The 17,523-nt window shown below is 42.5% G+C and carries 17 protein-coding genes; 7 read left to right on the top strand and 10 right to left on the bottom strand.

The window, feature by feature from the left end:
• Positions 1-4: 4 nt before the first annotated feature.
• The 3 genes from IC612_RS06400 to IC612_RS06390 form a co-directional block, all read right to left on the bottom strand.
• Positions 5-1,279: a hemolysin family protein gene (locus IC612_RS06400; protein WP_194739356.1), complete on the bottom strand. Its 1,275-nt coding sequence runs from the start codon at positions 1,277-1,279 to the stop codon at positions 5-7.
• A 78-nt stretch (positions 1,280-1,357) separates the two neighbouring features.
• Complete coding sequence (locus IC612_RS06395; RefSeq protein WP_194739355.1) at positions 1,358-2,371, bottom strand: glycosyltransferase family 2 protein; 1,014 nt, start codon at positions 2,369-2,371, stop codon at positions 1,358-1,360.
• Positions 2,368-3,240, bottom strand: a complete 873-nt coding sequence (locus IC612_RS06390) for a lysophospholipid acyltransferase family protein (protein ID WP_194739354.1) — start codon at positions 3,238-3,240, stop codon at positions 2,368-2,370. The genes IC612_RS06395 and IC612_RS06390 overlap by 4 nt, the downstream gene beginning before the upstream one ends.
• A gap of 86 nt (positions 3,241-3,326) precedes the next feature.
• Here IC612_RS06390 and IC612_RS06385 point away from each other — a divergent pair, with 86 nt between their 5' ends.
• Positions 3,327-3,875, top strand: a complete 549-nt coding sequence (locus IC612_RS06385; protein ID WP_194739353.1) for a thioredoxin family protein — start codon at positions 3,327-3,329, stop codon at positions 3,873-3,875.
• Between the two features lie 7 nt (positions 3,876-3,882).
• Here IC612_RS06385 and IC612_RS06380 read toward each other — a convergent pair whose 3' ends face one another.
• Positions 3,883-5,244: an aldehyde dehydrogenase gene (locus tag IC612_RS06380; protein WP_194739352.1), complete on the bottom strand. Its 1,362-nt coding sequence runs from the start codon at positions 5,242-5,244 to the stop codon at positions 3,883-3,885.
• A gap of 64 nt (positions 5,245-5,308) precedes the next feature.
• Between IC612_RS06380 and IC612_RS06375 the strand changes: the two genes are divergently transcribed.
• The 3 genes from IC612_RS06375 to IC612_RS06365 are packed head-to-tail and all read left to right on the top strand — an operon-like array spanning position 5,309 to position 7,098.
• Entirely contained in the window at positions 5,309-6,118 is an 810-nt protein-coding gene (locus IC612_RS06375; protein ID WP_194739351.1) for an SDR family NAD(P)-dependent oxidoreductase, read from the top strand.
• Complete coding sequence (locus IC612_RS06370; protein WP_194739350.1) at positions 6,118-6,498, top strand: DUF2200 family protein; 381 nt, start codon at positions 6,118-6,120, stop codon at positions 6,496-6,498. The genes IC612_RS06375 and IC612_RS06370 overlap by 1 nt, the downstream gene beginning before the upstream one ends.
• 18 nt (positions 6,499-6,516) lie before the next feature.
• Positions 6,517-7,098 carry a YdeI/OmpD-associated family protein gene (locus IC612_RS06365; protein WP_194739349.1) on the top strand — a complete coding sequence of 194 codons (582 nt, stop codon included), beginning with the start codon at positions 6,517-6,519 and terminating at the stop codon, positions 7,096-7,098.
• Between the two features lie 5 nt (positions 7,099-7,103).
• Here IC612_RS06365 and IC612_RS06360 read toward each other — a convergent pair whose 3' ends face one another.
• Complete coding sequence (locus tag IC612_RS06360) at positions 7,104-8,000, bottom strand: CorA family divalent cation transporter (protein ID WP_194739348.1); 897 nt, start codon at positions 7,998-8,000, stop codon at positions 7,104-7,106.
• A gap of 67 nt (positions 8,001-8,067) precedes the next feature.
• Here IC612_RS06360 and IC612_RS06355 point away from each other — a divergent pair, with 67 nt between their 5' ends.
• Together IC612_RS06355 and ppdK are read left to right on the top strand one after the other, a co-directional pair.
• Positions 8,068-9,090 (top strand): beta-ketoacyl-ACP synthase III, encoded by a 1,023-nt coding sequence (locus IC612_RS06355; protein WP_194739347.1) that lies wholly within the window; start codon positions 8,068-8,070, stop codon positions 9,088-9,090.
• 153 nt (positions 9,091-9,243) lie between these two features.
• A complete protein-coding gene (gene ppdK / locus IC612_RS06350; protein WP_194739346.1) occupies positions 9,244-12,006 on the top strand; it encodes a pyruvate, phosphate dikinase in 2,763 nt (920 codons plus the stop codon).
• Between the two features lie 68 nt (positions 12,007-12,074).
• Here the strand turns inward: ppdK and pruA are convergent, their stop codons facing one another.
• A complete protein-coding gene (gene pruA, locus IC612_RS06345; RefSeq protein WP_194739345.1) occupies positions 12,075-13,700 on the bottom strand; it encodes an L-glutamate gamma-semialdehyde dehydrogenase in 1,626 nt (541 codons plus the stop codon).
• A gap of 151 nt (positions 13,701-13,851) precedes the next feature.
• On the opposite strand from pruA, the gene IC612_RS06340 reads away from it, so the two are divergent.
• On the top strand, positions 13,852-14,019 hold the full coding sequence (locus tag IC612_RS06340; RefSeq protein WP_194739344.1) for a hypothetical protein: 168 nt from the start codon (positions 13,852-13,854) through the stop codon (positions 14,017-14,019).
• Positions 14,020-14,030: 11 nt separating this feature from the next.
• Here IC612_RS06340 and IC612_RS06335 read toward each other — a convergent pair whose 3' ends face one another.
• The 4 genes from IC612_RS06335 to IC612_RS06320 all read right to left on the bottom strand — a co-directional run bounded on the left by IC612_RS06335 (position 14,031) and on the right by IC612_RS06320 (position 17,487).
• Complete coding sequence (locus IC612_RS06335) at positions 14,031-15,080, bottom strand: DNA topoisomerase IB (protein WP_228512895.1); 1,050 nt, start codon at positions 15,078-15,080, stop codon at positions 14,031-14,033.
• Positions 15,081-15,136: 56 nt separating this feature from the next.
• On the bottom strand, positions 15,137-15,301 hold the full coding sequence (locus IC612_RS06330; protein WP_194739342.1) for a phosphatidate cytidylyltransferase: 165 nt from the start codon (positions 15,299-15,301) through the stop codon (positions 15,137-15,139).
• 22 nt (positions 15,302-15,323) lie between these two features.
• Positions 15,324-15,758: a DUF6526 family protein gene (locus tag IC612_RS06325; RefSeq protein ID WP_194739341.1), complete on the bottom strand. Its 435-nt coding sequence runs from the start codon at positions 15,756-15,758 to the stop codon at positions 15,324-15,326.
• Between the two features lie 175 nt (positions 15,759-15,933).
• Positions 15,934-17,487 (bottom strand): M20/M25/M40 family metallo-hydrolase, encoded by a 1,554-nt coding sequence (locus IC612_RS06320; protein ID WP_194739340.1) that lies wholly within the window; start codon positions 17,485-17,487, stop codon positions 15,934-15,936.
• Between the last annotated feature and the right edge of the window lie 36 nt (positions 17,488-17,523).

Genomic DNA, 17,523 nt, shown 5'->3' with positions numbered 1-17,523 from the left:
CCGATTAGAGTGCTGTGATTAATATCTTGTCCACCCGCTGACCGTCCTTATCGATGATTTCCAGCTCGAAATTCTCAATTTTAATCTTATCGCCTACCTCAGGGACACGATTCAGATGCGAGATAAAGAGTCCCACCAACGTAGTGTAATTCTCCCTGTTCTCAAATTCATAGTCCAAATCAAAATAGCGGACGAATTCGACAATGGGATACTGTCCGTCCGCTAACCATGAATTTTCAGCCCTTTGGGTAATGCGGTAGTCAAAGTTATCCTGGCTCACAGTATCCCCCACAATCGCGTCCAAGACATCATCCATCGTGACCATTCCGACCGTATTACCGTATTCGTCAATGACAATACCGATGTGGTTTTTTTCTTTCTTAAAGATTTCAAGAGCTCTGTAGGCGAAGTAGTTCTCATTTAAAAACACAGGCTGTCGTATATACTCTTCTAGTCGGAACGATTTACTTTCATCCAAAGGGAAAAGATCCTTTAAAAGTACGATGCCTTGGATGTGGTCTAAATTGTTTTTAATTGTAACAGGATATGCCTCGTGTTTATCCGTTCGGATAGTTTCAATTATTTTTTCCAACGAGTCGCTTGCGTCAAAAAAAGCCATATCGGTACGGTGGGTAAGGAGTGTGTTTATTTTTCTATCACCCAGTTCAAAGACCCTTTCAACAATGTTTTGCTCTATATGGTCAATGGCACCCTCCTGAGCACTCTCCTTAACAATGGATTTTATTTCTTCTTCCGATATGATGCTCTCTGACCTTCCTGAGAGTCCCATCAACTTCAAGAGTAAATTATTGGTAGAGGTAAGCAACCATACAAAAGGAGAAGTTATCTTGGAGAGAATATCCATAGGTTTGGATAACACTGTTATAATACTTTCCGGAAAACTTATGCCAATCCTTTTGGGCAGAAGCTCACCCAGGACTATGGAAAGGTAGGTGATAAATATTACGATTCCGGCGGTAGATAATGCTGGTGCGTAAGGTTTAATAAGATCAAATCCCTCTAGAAAGGTTTGGAAATCACTCGTTAGGTTCTCGCCAGAATATACCCCAAGCAATATTCCAATTAGGGTTATGCCAATCTGAACAGTCGAAAGAAACTTGGTAGGATGCTCTGAGAGTTCAAGAGCTTTCTTTGCTCCCGCGCTCCCTTTTTTACCCATATTCTCTAGTTTGAATTTACGGGAAGAAACTAGAGCCATTTCCGACATAGCAAAAATGCCGTTGAGTAGTACAAGAGCTATAATTATAAGTATTTCCATAAGATTAAAAGTAATAGTGCATAAAGGGCGCAATTCCATTAAGCAATAGGATTGCTTTCAAAGATAATAAATAGAGTGTTATTTCCTTGGTCTTCTTCGTGAACGAGACGCAAGAATTTCTTTTACTACCCATTTACGCTGAAAATAATCTTTTGAGGCAGACGTAGGACGTAATTTGAGTGTTTTGGGAAGCATTCGATAAAAGGAAAAATGGGCGCGTAGCACTGCCAGAAAATGGGCAGGTCCGTCCTTGAAACCCATATAAACTGCAGCTAGCCCGTCTAACAACAAACGCATAAATACTATAGGAAGCACCTTGTTACTGGGAAGGTTCTTTACCAGCATGGTAAGGTTATTTCTAAAGTTGAGATAGGTCTTGAAAGGACTCTGCTTATTTAATGTACCTCCACCCACATGAAATACCATTGATTCTGGCACATACATGACTAGTCGATTGTTGTGACGTAATCTCCAGCACAAATCAATTTCTTCTTGATGTGCAAAGAAACGTTCATCAAAGCCTCCTACGTTCCAAAAATCCTTACTTCGTATAAACATCGCACAACCGCTTGCCCAAAAAATTTCAGCCCTGTGATTGTACTGTCCTCGATCTTTCTCCAGCTGGTCAAATATGCGTCCTCTACAATAGGGATACCCTAAGTGGTCTAAAAGTCCCCCTGCTGCGCCCGCGAATTCGAAGTAGTCCTTATCATGGTAGGAACGAATCTTAGGCTGCACTGCTGCAATTTGCGCATCATTCTCTAGTGCCTGTAATGGAGCAACTGTCCAGTGTGGTGTAACCTCAACATCCGAATTTAAAAGACAGTACACATCTGCTGAGATACACGCAAGACCTTCGTTATAACCTGCTGCAAAGCCTTTATTGGATTTATTCTGAACGATTCTAATGTCGGGGAAAGATTCATGCAAAAAGGCAACCGACGAATCGGTGCTTGCGTTATCCACCACAACTACAGAGTCTTTTGGACTGTACTTCAGTACGGCAGGGAGGAACTTTTCCAGAAAATTCCTTCCATTATAATTTAAGATAACTACCGCTAGAGTAAGGGGGTGGGAGGAGGTGCCAATCATAGCATTGTTTTTATGTGCGCTGAATATTTCCAACGCCGGTGTGACCATAAGTAATTGGCCGGGCGCTGCGTTATGGTATGCTGTAGTAATTGGTGAAACTTCACGACAATCTCACCAGGTACAAAACGCGTCTGCTCTGGTTCAATCCTGGTATAATTGACCTGGTAAAATCCTCTCTTGACCTTCTTCATATCGCAATAGATGAAGGCTAAATCCATCCTACTGGCAAGCTTATCGTAACCCATAAAGACAGGGGTAGGCTGATTCAAAAATGTGAGGCCTGAAATCACCTGGGTAAAATGTGGCGACTGGTCGGCAACAAACATATAGATGGAATTGCCATCGTTGGGATTACTCAGAATATGCCGAACAACGTCCTGTGCCTCTACCGATTGATTGGCAAAACGGTTACGCATCTTTACTACCTGAGTGTTCCAAAAACTATTTTTAACCCGTCGGTATACTGGATAGCTGTGCTCCTGATTAATTAATAGCCCGAGTGCACTGACCCATTCCCAGTTAAATACATGGCCAGCAAGAATGATAACATTCTTTCCCTCTTTTTTGGCCTCATCGAAATGATGTCGGTTAAGATGTTGCATGCGTACATTCAGTTCTTCCTTAGAAATAGTGAATGATTTTATGGTTTCTACTAGGTAATCGGAGAAATTCCTAAAGAACTCTTTCTCCAGATCTTGGATCTCTGATTTTGTCTTGGTTGGGAACGCGGCTGTTAAATTACTTCGGACAACCTTGCGACGGTATCCAATAAGATAATAATTCACCAGAAACAAGATATCCGAACACAGGTAGAGAACACTGAGAGGAAGTCGGGAAATTGCGGTGATGAAAAAGGCAACAACTTTCATTGGTAGTGGCAAATTTACGCATTTATAGTCAAGAGCACGCGCTTTCTATGATTTTGCGTATTTTTGGCTACTAATAGATATAAACAATGAAGAAGTCATTACAAGTATTACTGTTTGTTTTAGTAAGTGGTGCTATCTACAGTCAAAATTCCGTTTCGACAAACGGCGGCAGTACTGCTGCCGCAACGGAACTTAATGCACAAGAGCAACAGGAAAAAGAAAAATCAGTCCTTGAGAAGCCCTATAATGAGTCTGAGGATGCTAAAAAACGAATCGAGCAGTTAGTTCTTCAGGCGCAGAAGGAAAACAAAAGAATAATTTTGCAGGCTGGCGGCAATTGGTGCATCTGGTGTTTGCGCTTCAATCAATTTCTGTTCAGCAGTACGGAACTTAAAAATATAGTGGACTCCAACTTTCTTTATTACCACCTGAACTATTCCCCAAAGAATAAAAATGCAGAGGTATTTGCATCCTACGGAAATCCCGGCGTGAAATACGGATATCCGGTATTTATTATTCTCAATTCAGACGGGAGCCTTAAGGGTGTACAAGAAAGCAGTGTTCTGGAGGAAGGAAAGGGATACAGCAAGGAAAAAGTGCGTGAATTTCTTCAATCCTACATCCCTTCTAGCTAAGCGGTATTTAGAGTAATCTTTTGATCCAATTAAGTTTGCTGTCTGTATAGGGTGGATATCGAAGTGGAGGTTCGCCCCACGTCATCCTATCTAGTATTGCCTTTTTATGGGAAAAGGTATCAAATCCATATTCCCCATGGTAGTTACCCATTCCTGAGTTTCCGACACCTCCAAAGGGTAGGTTTTCGTTGCTAAGATGCATTACGACCTCGTTAATGCATCCTCCTCCAAAAGAAATTCGTTCCGAAAAGGCCTTCTTTTCCTTACTATTGTTACTGAATAAGTATGCTGCTAAGGGTTTTTCCCGTTGACTGATAGCATGGAGCGCCTCGCTAAAGGTATGGAAGGAGAGTACAGGTAAGATAGGTCCGAATATTTCATCTTCCATTACTTTGTCCTCCCAGGCTACGGGAAACAGAACGGTAGGCTCTATGAATCGGGTGAGGGGGTTGCTCCCGCCCCCACAGTAAATTTTCTCTGAATCAATGAGCCCCACTAACCGTTGAAAATTTTTATCGTTGATTATCCGTGAGTAATGGGGACTATCTACTTTGTACGCAAAAGTATCTATATAACGCCGGAGATGCTCTAGAAATTTACCTTGAACCTTTTTGTCTACCAGAATATAGTCGGGCGCCACACAGGTCTGTCCTCCATTAATGAATTTACCCCATACAATGCGTTTAGCTGCCAAGTCCACATCGGCATATTCACTTACAATTACCGGCGATTTACCTCCCAGTTCGAGAGTTACCGGAGTGAGTTGTTTAGCCGCCGCCTCGTAAATAATCTTCCCTACTCTGGTACTTCCTGTGAAAAATATTTTGTCAAATTTTAACTTTAAAAGTGCACTTGTAATCTCGGCGTCGCCTTCCAATGCATATAGAAATTCTCTGGAAAAGGTAGAATTAATAAGTTCCACCATAAGACGCGATGTATGGGATGCAATTTCGCTGGGTTTAACTATCACTGTATTTCCAGCAGCAATAGCTGCAATCGCGGGGGATAAAGTAAGTTGATAGGGGTAATTCCATGCTCCGATCACCAGTACATTCCCTAAAGGTTCCTTAATTACAGAGCTTTTTCCCAGCTGATTAGCCAAGTTGGTTTTAACCCGTTTGGGCTTGGCCAGTCTGTTTAAATTCTTCAGATAGAATTCGATATCGTTGTAAAGAAAAGAAATCTCTGTTGTATAGGTGTCAAATTCAGACTTTCCAAAGTCTTTGTCTATTGCTGTGTAGAATTCTTTCTCCCGCTTTTTAATAACATCGCGCAGCAGTTCAAGTTGCATTTTGCGGTATTTTATGCTTTTGGTTTTTTGTGAATGGAAGAATTCCTGTTGTTCCTTATGAATCTGTTGAAATATCATATCTTTAAGTACGCTTTATGTAAATGTAGAGAAATAGTTAGATAAAATAAGAAAAGAGCAAATAATGGACCTAAGAAATAAAAATGTGCTCATCACTGGAGGCGCTTCGGGGCTAGGCAAAATAATGGCGCGTAAATCTTTGGAAAGAGGGTGTGCCGTGCTCGTTTTATGGGATATAAATAGGGAAGCTTTAGAGTCAGTGCGCCAAGAGTTTGCATATTTTCAGATTCCCATACTCTGTCATACCATTGACCTTGCGCAGAGTTCCAGTATCCTTGAAGGTTCTGCAAAAATACTGCGGGAACTTGGTTATATTGATGTACTTATAAACAATGCAGGAATTGTAGTAGGTAAAATGTTTCACGAGCATTCGCACTTGGACATTGAGCGCAGTATGGGTATAAACAGCAGCGCACTAATGCATACCACACTAGAATTTCTCCCTTTAATGATGGAGCGCAACCATGGAGCAATCTGTAATATTGCATCGTCAGCAGGTCTTATAGCCAATCCTAAAATGTCGGTATATGCAGCCAGTAAGTGGGCAGTTGTTGGATGGAGTGATTCACTTCGTCTGGAAATGCAAAAGCTAAACTACGATGTTTCTGTCACTACCATTATGCCCTTCTATATTAGTACTGGGATGTTTGAGGGGGTACGCTCCAAGGTACTACCTATCTTAAAACCTGAAGAAGTCTCTGAACGTATACTGCGGGCAATTGAAGCTAAAACTAAAATGCTGGCAATGCCTATGCCTTATTGGTTTATCAGACTCTCTCAAGGCATCCTGCCTTTGGCAACTTTCGACTGGGTGATGCGCTCCGTATTTGGAGTGTACAGCACTATGGATAATTTTAAAGGTAGAACCAATTGATGCCTTCCCATTCACCACAGCAGATAATGGAGCATACGCAGCGAATGCACAACCTGAAGTTCTCTCAGGTGTTTCCTCATTATGTCGTAAAAATTCAGAAGAAAGGAGGTGTGGTAGAGGACCTTTATACGATCATTCATTGGCTCACAGGGTACCGGCGAGAGGATATTGATGCCTTGAGTCAAAGTGAATGCACCCTGAAAGATTTTTTCCGTAACGCCCCTTGCCCTCAGGAAAAATACAAGGAGATAAGAGGTATGATCTGTGGATACCGCATAGAGGAGCTGTCGGATCCAGTGGTACGAATGGCTCGTTGCATGGATAAACTCATAGACGAGCGCTCAAAAGGTAAATCGATGGAAAAAGTGCTTCGGTATTAATTTTAAGAGATTTAATTTATGGAAGAGAATATTACGAATCCTCCGCAGCAGTGGAGCACACTGATGGCAGATATTGAAATAGTGCTGGAGAAGTTTCCTTTAAAAAAAACTATAAAATGGGGAATTCCTGTGTATACTTATATGAGACGGAACATCGTAGGACTGGCAGGGTTCAAGCACCATTTTGCCTTATGGTTCTACAATGGCGTTTTCCATTCAGATCCTGAGCAAGTACTTCAAAATGCACAAAAGAAAAAAACCAAATCTTTGCGGCAATGGCGTTTCCTACCCCACAGCTCTATTGATCCGATAGTATTAGCGAATTATATTCAAGAAGCCATCCAGATAGAAGAGCAGGGACTGCGCTGGATTGAAGAACCAAAAGAACTGGATCTTGATTCAATACTAGAACAGGTTCTGCGTCACGATATAAATTTTTCCACGGCCTTTGAAAAATTTTCTCTAGCAAAGCGTAACGAGTTCAATTCTTATATTCTTGAAGCAAAGCAATTACAAACCAAACAGCGTCGGGTGGAAAAAGTCAAGAATTTAGCACTTTGTGGGCAGAGTCTGAACGAAAAATATAAGAAAAAAAAATAAAGGATCTACCATTTCTTACTTCTAACATAGAGATAAGTAGTTAGTACGAGAAGTACAATCAGTCCTAAGACCGCAGCATAGCCCCACGGATGACTTAGCTCAGGCATATGTGTGAAATTCATTCCGTAGACGCCTGCTACAAAGGTAATAGGAAGAAAATACATACTGTAGATCGCTAACATTTTCATCACCTGGTTGGCCTTTTGGTCCGAAAGAGCCAAAAACATCGATATAAGATTGATTATCTCTGAATTAAGGTGCTCGAAATCGGAAATCGCATCGTGGTAGCGGTCTTTTAGTTCGCGAACCTCTGCCTCTTTTAGCTTCAACTTAGACATGGCCTCTACCATCTCGGAGAACAAAAGAAGTATGCGGGTATTTAACGCGGCCTTTCTTTTTATTTGGTAGAGTGCTTTGAGTTTGTTGGAGGAATCCCTGTGTTTTAAGAAGATCTGGTTTTCAAGTCGGTCGCGTATTTCCATTAAACGGATGGATTCTTGATCGTAGGAGAAGAGAATTTCTGTTGCTAGATGCAAGACGATACCATCAGGGGATGTAAAGGCTTGTTTGTGATGAAGCTCCAAACTCTTTTCAATGCAGGATAAATCATAGCGGTGTATGGTGATAAGGGTTTTTCCCATTAGAAATATTCCTAGTTTCGAGCTAACATCACTAAGGTAGGTGAGCTCTTTCTTTTTTCTTTCGTAGACCTGCCTGTAGAGAAAAAAGTGAACCTCTCCACTTTTTTCATACTTTGGAAGATGGTTGGTATCTATCGTATCGGCCAAAAGAAGTTTTTCAATACCCCAATCGCTATGTAATCTGTCTAGATCCTCCTGTTGAGGATCGAGCACATCTATCCACTGAATATCAGGTCCGTCGAGAAGTTTTTTGATAGGCATGGGCAGTAAAGGCTATATTAACGGAATTGTAAATAAATGGCTATTTTTGTCAAAATTATAAAAACATATGATAAAAAGCATCATTTGCGGAGCAGGGCATTACGTACCAGAAAACGTGGTTACCAATGGCGACCTTGCAAAATTGATGACGACAAACGACGACTGGATTACTGAACGAACAGGAATAAAAGAAAGACACCATAGAAAAAACCGAAATGATCCTAAAGAAACCACAGCATATTTAGGATATCAGGCTTCCCTCAGAGCACTTAAATCGGCCGGGAAAACGCCCGAGGATATCGATTATATAGTGTTTGCCACGCTCTCCCCAGACTACTATTTTCCCGGTTGTGGTGTGCTGCTTCAAGATATGCTAGGTTGCGATACCATAGGTGCCCTTGATGTGAGAAACCAGTGCTCTGGTTTTGTTTATGCTATGAGTGTTGCCAATGCTTTTATTAAATCCGGGCTTTACAAGAACATACTTGTAGTTGGCGCAGAAGTGCATTCTTTTGGCTTGGATTTTTCCGATCAAGGTAGGGGTGTTAGTGTGATCTTCGGAGACGGTGCAGGAGCAGTGGTGCTCACAGCTTCAGAGGATGCAAGCGCAGGAGATATTCTTTCGGTTAATATGCATTCGGAAGGTAAGCATGCTGAAGAACTTTGTACCATGTTTCCGGGGTCCAAATTCGGCTGGAGTGACCGTATGCGTTTGGAACCAGACGCGGTAACTGACAGAGAGATATATCCGATTATGAATGGTAATTTTGTGTTTAAACATGCTGTGACACGTTTTCCGGAAACGATAGCGGAGGCCTTGGACACAGCAGGTAAAACCATCCAAGAACTCGATATGTTCATCCCGCACCAGGCCAATCTACGAATAGCGCAGTTTGTGCAACAAAAGCTAGGTCTGCCGGAAGATAAAATTTTCAATAACATCCAAAAATACGGAAACACTACAGCAGCGTCTATTCCTATTGCGTTAAGTGAAGCGATACAACAAGGAAAGATACAACGAGGTAATTTAGTTCTTCTGTCTGCTTTCGGAAGTGGTTTTACCTGGGGAAGTGTGCTATTCAACTACTAAAGGTTAACATTCGTATAGATTAAAATCCTGGCCTTGGTCAGGATTTTTGTTTCATGATTTTTGTCACGCGTGATTAAAGTCATATGAAAACGAGCAACTTAGCTGAAAGGTGTATGTAACTTTACTTGGTAAACAGTAAAAAACACCCTAGTTATGGCAACAAAAACAAAAAGCAATGAAAAGTACGTTTACTTTTTCGGGGGAGGAAAAGCAGACGGTAATGAATCGATGAAAAACCTCCTAGGAGGTAAGGGCGCAAATTTGGCCGAAATGGCTGGACACAAGAATTTGAAACTTCCCGTACCTCCAGGCTTTACTATAACTACGGAAGTATGTACATACTATTATGATAACGACCGTACCTATCCTCGTGTACTGGATTCACAAATACAAAATGCCGTAGAATCTATTGAGAAGCTGATGGGCAAGAAATTCGGCGATAAGAAGGATCCTTTGTTACTTTCGGTTCGTTCAGGGGCTAGAAGATCTATGCCGGGCATGATGGACACGGTTTTAAATTTAGGTCTGAATGATCAGACTGTCCTAGGATTAATTGAAAAATCTGGCGACGAGCGCTTTTCGTACGATGCCTACCGCAGGCTGGTTATGATGTATGCTGATGTTGTAATTGAGAAGGCTGGCGGTTTGGAACCGGTGAAAGGGGTTGGAATCCGCAAACTCATGGATGAGAAGCTGGAGAAGATGAAAAAGGATAGGGGAGTTGAACTGGATACTGAACTGAGTGCTTCAGATTTGAAAACACTTGTCAAGGAATTTAAGGCGTTAATAAAGAAACATCTCAAAGTGGACTTCCCGGAAGACCCTTGGCAACAGCTCATGGGAGGAGTAGGTGCTGTATTCGCATCCTGGAACGGTAAACGGGCTATAGAATACCGTAGAATAGAGAGAATTCCAGATCAATGGGGAACCGCAGTCAATGTACAAGCCATGGTATTTGGCAATATGGGCGAGGACAGTTGTACTGGTGTTGCATTTACGCGCAATCCTGGTAACGGAGACAACCACTTTTATGGTGAATATCTTGTCAATGCACAGGGCGAGGATGTGGTAGCAGGTATCAGAACGCCAGCGCCGATTAATAACCTTTCCAAGAACGACCATAGCAAACATCTAACTACTCTGGAGAAATTAATGCCTGAGCAGTACAAGGAGCTGGATGCTATTCAACGCAAACTGGAAAGACACTATATGGATATGCAGGACATAGAGTTTACAATCGAGAAAGGAAATCTGTATATGCTGCAATGTCGGGTAGGAAAACGCAATGGTGTAGCGGCTGTTAAGATGGCAACCGATATGTATAAGGAAAAACTGATCGATGCCCAAACCGCGATCATGCGTGTGGGACCGCATCAATTGGTTGAACTTTTACTGCCTATGATTGACCCGGAGACGGAAAAACTTGCTAAAGTGGTTGCCAAAGGACTTCCAGCAGGGCCGGGCGGGGCTATAGGTCGTGTAGTGTTCACCAGTGAAGAAGCTGCAGATTGGGCGTTAAGAGGCGAGAAAGTTATCCTAGTCAGGGAAGAAACATCACCTGAAGATGTGGATGGGATGCACAAGGCACAAGCCATCCTTACAAGTAAAGGCGGTATGACATCACACGCAGCGCTGGTAGCTAGAGGTTGGGGAAAATGCTGTATAGTGGGCTGTAGCGAAATAGAGATCTTGGCCAAAGATAAAGTGCTTATAACTTCCAAAGGCCAACGGATCCATGAAGGAGAATGGATTTCTCTTAATGGAACCAAAGGATTGGTTTACGAAGGGGTACTGCCGTTAAAAGCAGCCGATCTCAGCAAAAACGAATCTTATAAAACACTGATGAAGTTGGTGGAAAAGGAAAAGAGGCTTGGTGTGAGAACCAATGCTGATACACCAAAAGATGCGCAACAGGCTGCCTATTTTGGCGCAGAGGGCATCGGACTTTTCCGAACCGAGCATATGTTTTATGGAGAAGGGTCTGAGTTTCCGTTATTCTTGCTGCGCAAAATGATTATGGCTACTTGCGAAAAAGACCGTGTAGCAGCTCTGGATGAACTGGCCGTATTTGTAAAAAAAGACATCAAAGCTACCCTGGAAGCTATGCACGGTTATCCAGTAACCATTAGACTTTTAGATCCTCCTTTGCATGAATTTGTCCCTCACGATAAGAATAAACTACAGGAACTAGCTAAGGAGCTAGGCGTTAGAGTTAGTGTACTAAACCGTAGGGTCCTTGCATTGCATGAGAACAACCCGATGCTTGGTCATAGGGGGGTACGCCTTGGTGTTTCCTATCCTGAAATTACTGAAATGCAGGTACGTGCGATACTGGAAGCTACCGGTGAACTTATCAAGGAAGGTAAGAGCGCTAATCCAGAAATAATGGTACCGGTCACCATGGGCAAACACGAACTGCGCCACCAGCGAGAGATTGTGGATCGTGTATACAAACAAGTTTGCAAAAAGCTTAAACTAGAGAAAATTCCTTATTTATTCGGTACTATGATTGAAATCCCTAGAGCTGCCCTTAAGGCAAATTCTATGGCGGAAGAGGCGGATTTCTTCAGCTTTGGAACCAACGATTTGACGCAGATGTCCTTTGGCTTCTCCCGGGATGATATTGGCGGTTTTCTGCCTAAATACCTTGACCTTAAGTTGCTACCAGACGACCCATTCGTCACCATAGATCAAAGCGGCGTAGGAGAACTGATAAAAATTGGAGTGGAGCGCGGTCGTTCCGTAAAACCTTCTTTAAAAGTGGGTATTTGCGGTGAACATGGTGGGGATGCAGAGTCTGTGAAGTTTTGTCACCGCTTGGGAATGAATTATGTAAGCTGCTCACCATTTAGAGTTCCTATTGCCCGGCTCGCTGCAGCACAGGCGGCTATTGAGGAAAAAATGGCGCTTAATTGAGTTAATTACTTATGAATGAAACAGGGGGCGTTACTTTCGTAGCGCCCCCTGTGTTTTTAAGTACCTTATTATCCTAGGAATGGATAACGGTAGTCTTTAGGAGAAACAAAAGTTTCCTTTACGCTTCGTACCGATACCCAGCGCATTAGATTCATTTTACTTCCTGCTTTGTCGTTGGTTCCTGAAGCTCTGGCGCCCCCGAATGGCTGTTGGCCAACTACTGCTCCCGTTGGCTTGTCGTTGATATAGAAATTGCCGGCCGCATTTTCCAGTGCATTGTATGCTTCTGATACAGCGTAGCGGTCCTGAGCAAATATAGATCCAGTAAGGGAATAAGGAGATGTCTGGTCTACAATTTTCAGCGTATTGGTCCATTCACTGTCTTCATACACAAAAACAGTGAGAATTGGACCGAAAATTTCTTCCACCATACTTTCGTATTGTGGATTGCTTGTAAGAATCACCGTAGGATGTACAAACCAACCTTTCGAGTCGTCACACGTACCACCGAATACCACTTCTGCTACATCGGATTTTTCTGCACGCTCAATATATCCTTTGCATTTTTCAAAAGAGTTCTTATCAATAACAGCATTTACAAAATTTGAAGGGTCTTCCGGAGAACCAATTTTAATGCTTTTTAATTGCTGACCCACTATGTCCTTTACTTCATTCCAAAGAGATTGAGGAATATAGGCACGAGAGGCAGCAGAACACTTTTGGCCCTGGTACTCAAATGCTCCACGTACCATGGCGGTGGCTACTGCCTGCGCATTGGCAGAAGGATGAACCATGATGAAGTCTTTTCCACCCGTTTCTCCCACGATTCTTGGATACGTTTTATACGTATGGATATTATTTCCGATCATTTTCCACATTCCTTGGAAAACAGCAGTCGAACCAGTGAAATGAAGTCCCGCAAAATCAGGATGAGCCAGTACTTTTTCAGCAGTTTCCTTACCGTCAGTAAATATCATATTTATTACTCCGTCGGGTAGTCCTGCTTCCCGGAATATTTCCATAATCACGTGCGCAGAATAAATTTGTTTGTCGGAAGGTTTCCATACTACCACATTACCTAGCATAGCCATACAGGACGGTAGATTACCAGAGATAGCAGTGAAATTGAATGGAGTAACGGCGAAACAGAATCCTTCCAGCGGTCTGTATTCGCTACGGTTCCATATGCCATTGTCTGATATTGGTTGTTCGGAGTACATCTCTGTCATAAACTCCACGTTGAATCGTAAAAAATCTATAAACTCGCATGCAGCATCAATTTCTGCTTGATGTACATTTTTACTTTGCCCAATCATTGTGGCTGCATTGAGACGGTCCCTATAAGGACCGGCAACAAGGTCCGCTGCTTTAAGAAAAATAGCAGCACGATGTTCCCATCCTAGCTTATTCCACTGTTCTTTGGCTTTTAGAGCCGATTCTATAGCTTGCTCTACATGGGACATGTCCCCTTTATGATAAAAACCTACTGAATGCTGATGATCTTGTGGTGAATAGAGCTTCACTTCTTCGGCTGTTTTAATAGCTTTGCCTCCGATAATCATTGGTATTTCAATAGATTCTTTCCACATGGTCTTATAGGTGGAAATTAAAGATTTCACTTCGTGCGATCCAGGTGCGTACGAGTTGACAGGCTCATTGACCGCCATTGGAACTTGAGAAATAGCTTTGGACATAAGTATTTTTTTAAGATAATAATTATAGTAAAGCAAAGTTAAGCAATTCGGTAGAGCTCTGAGGTATGAAGGAGTTTTTTTACTTTAAATCCCACAGAAAATTGGAACGTATTTTGTTATGTTCCTACCAACCAAATAAACAAATAAAAATATGGCTTCAGAAAAAAACACCCCACCGCGTGGAGTAGTAATAGCGATAACCATTCTTGTACTACTGATTGTATTTTATTTTGTACTGCAAGCCGTATTCCCTGAGCTTTTTCAGACGCTACCAACGGGTGAAGCGCAGCCGGTGGAACCCGTTTTAGAGACCAATTAGTAATCTTGGGATTAAAGAGCAGGCGATTCGTTTTCCAATATTTCAAGGACCAGCTTTTCCTCTACGGTAAGGCCTGATTTTCCATCGTCTATTTCAATTGCATCAAGCCGATCGGTATACTTCTTAATGGAATCATTTTCATAAAGATTGATAACTAACGGGTGCACGTAGTACTTGCGGCAAACGGTAGGGGTATTGCCTAAGTGCTGGGAAACTTTCTCCAAAGCTAAGTTGACCTTTTTCTTGTATGTCTCGTTACTTTGCGTCTGCTCGATTTCTTTAATTGCGATCAGGGCACTGACGGTGCCCGACCACGTGCGGAAATCCTTTGCGGTAAAATCATCCCCAGTGTGTTCTTTAATGTAACTGTTTACCAAGCCACTGTCTATGGATTGACGCTTTCCCTCCGCATCATAGTATTGGAACAGTTCTTTGCCTGGGATATCACGGCATTTTTTGACAGCATTGGCCAGTTTGCGGTGCCTAATTCCAATGTCATGGTATATTCCCTTCTTCCCTTTAAAACTGAAGCGGATTTCTCCTCCTTCGATTTGCACATGTTTATCTTTTAAAGTAGTGAGCCCAAAAGAACCGTAGAGTTTTTCGTACGCCTGATTCCCGATGCGAATACCAGTGCGTTCCATAAGACTTACTACCAGGGCAAGTACTTTCCTTTGATCATGTTTGGGTCGTGAAAGATCCTTTTCCATCGCTAGTCTTAATTTAGGAAGGGCATGACCAAAAGAGATCATTCTGTAAAATTTTGTATGATTCCGTAGTGCAGTCCAGAGTGGATGATATCGGTATTGTTTGCGTTTTTTACCGTCCACACCGGTAGCTTGTAAATGTCCATTCTCCAATGCACAGATCCAAACGTCTTCCCAGGCAGGAGGAATCGCAAGGGACTCAAATCGTTTTATCTTTTGCGAATCTTTTATACGCACACCCTCTTCGTAGTAATGGAATTTCTTTCCATAAGGCTTTCTGCGGATGCCAGGGGTTTGCTGATCGCTAGTATATATCAGTGATACCGCAGAAGCAGACTTTTCAGGATCGTTCATAATCCTAACTAGTCTGCTTGGTTTGATTTTGTGTACTAAATGTTTCTGTGCGGCGGTCATTTCCGTCCTTTAGTGAAAAAGTACAGCACTAGTGCGACCAGTGCTACCACTAAGAAAATTCCCCAATACATTCCTGCTTCAAATATAGTTCCTATGGCCTCGCACGATTGAAGCATGAACAGGGAGAAAACTGCAATAAATAAAATAATAAATTGTCTCATAAGTATTTTATTTGTGGGTTGGTTATACGCGGTGGTGGTCTGCTCTCCAGTTGGTAATCTTCCGTTTGATTTGGTCCCCCGAGAGATTATCTTGTAGTGTATGATGCAACAGTTCTTTAAATTCATTGTCCGGCGCAAAACGCAATGCTGCCACTTGATTGAAAGAAAGTTTCTCCAGCACGGGTTCGGAGCGCTCTCCATACAGTTCGAAGTAACGCAGAGAAAATTCTGCGCGGAGAATTCGGTTTTGATTACCTAGAGCGTAATGCTGTCGAAGCATGATTACAGTGTAGAGTTGAAAGAAAACGATAACCGAAAAGAGAATCCACGGAGTACTTTCTGGCTCTACAAAACTGCGGTATATTCCGTATATAAGGGAGAGAAATAGCAGTGGAAGCAGAATAAAGTGGTGGGGCGGATAATAGCGGCGGTGGTTGGTATAGTTTTGTTTTTTCATAGTAACAGTTTTTCAACAAATTTACAGCCAAGATATACACAGATGAAAACTATGTAAATTCTATTCTCATCGATGGAAAAACCCTGTGAACCGAGGATCTTGCGAAACGAAAAAAAAATACCGGTTGCAGTAGTGTACTGCAACCGGTGGAATTTACTTGTAAGTTTGCTGTGGTCTAATCCAATCCTCCTTTACGGGTAGGTTCCTGGACGGTAGGCCATTGCATTTGTTCACCAGTCCTTGGATTCATAGGTAAGTTGATTCGTTCGGAAGATGATTTCTGGGGATCTTCACTGGCCATATACGTAAGGATCGCGATTAGTGCGACATTATTCTTTACTTCATCAAAAACGATTTTATCGTAAGTGTCTCTTTGTGTGTGCCAGGTGTAATTGCCGTAAGCCCAGTTAAGTGATCCTAGCATGAATGCTGGCGCTCCTGCGGCAACAAAGGAAGCATGATCACTTCCTCCTCCTCCTGGGTAACCAGGGAACGTAAACTTAATCTCGCGTGTAAGTTGTGAAGGAGCGGCGGCAAACCATCTTCCAAGATAATCGTATGCATGCAGGAATCCTTGTCCAGAAACATTCTGGATGCGTCCTGTTCCATTGTCCTGATTGAAGACGGCCTGTATACCTTTCATTTTTTCTGGATGTGCTGAAACAAATGCACGGCTTCCATTAAGCCCCTGTTCTTCACTTCCCCATAGCCCTACAAGAATGGTGCGCTTTGGGTTAGGGTAGAGCTTCTTCAGTATACGTGCCACTTCCATCATGGTAATGGTTCCAGTAGCATTGTCTGTGGCCCCTGTGCCTCCGTCCCAGCTGTCTATATGGGCCGACAAGATTATATATTCGTCCGGTTTTTCCGTTCCACGAATTTCTGCTACAGTATTGAATGTAGGAGCCATTCCGTGATCCTTTGAATTGGTGGTCAGCTTTAAGCGTGGAGTAATGCCGTTTTCAAGCATCCTGTAGAGCTGTCCGTAGTCTTCTAGGGAAACATCCACTACAGGTATTTTGCTTGTTCCTGCAAAGAAAATTTTATTGACACCAAATCCTCTGCTCCAGTTACTCCAGATCAAACCTTTAGCTCCCGCATTCTCAAAAGGTTTTCCAATAGTACGCCAGCTATACCCGATGGTTTCAAGTGATTTATTCCACTCCGCATTCCGCTTTTCACTTTCTTTTTTATAACGCTCGTAGGATTCCTCAGTAGCAAATTCTTTCCAGTTATAGTCGGGTCTGCCGCTAGGCTGGTACTGCGACACCATAACCAACTTTCCTTTCGTTTTTGGTAAGAATTTTTCGAATTCTTCTTTGGTCTTAAAAACTGGCATCATAATTACTTCGCCGGTTACTCCCTTAGCACCTGTAGAGGGGCTGAATGCCAGCTGCATTCCTTCCAGAGACTTTACATAGGGATAAACCATTTCAATACTGGAAGTACCTCGCTCCCAACTTTTCCATTCACCCCACTTTTCATTGCGTGCATCAATGCCCCACGATTTAAACGTGTTTACAGCCCAGTCATGGGCTTGCTGCATTTTTGGACTTCCTACAAGTCGCGGTCCGATTCCGTCCACTAACTGAAAGGCAAGTTTTTCAAGTTGAGAGTTTTCATAGGTCTCTTTCATAATGGCATCCACGGTCTGCTTCTGAGTCTGGGCCTGTGTGAAACCTACAAATAGTGATGCTGTCACCAGCATGATTTTTCTGTAATTTCTCATGATTAAAAATTTTTGCCGATGAAGATACTGATTTTT

Source organism: Planobacterium oryzisoli, from assembly GCF_015354315.1.
GTDB classification, from domain to species: Bacteria; Bacteroidota; Bacteroidia; order Flavobacteriales; family Weeksellaceae; genus Planobacterium_A; species Planobacterium_A oryzisoli.
The sequence above is the reverse complement of the archived record's forward strand: the minus strand, read 5'-3'. Positions and strand labels throughout refer to the sequence as shown.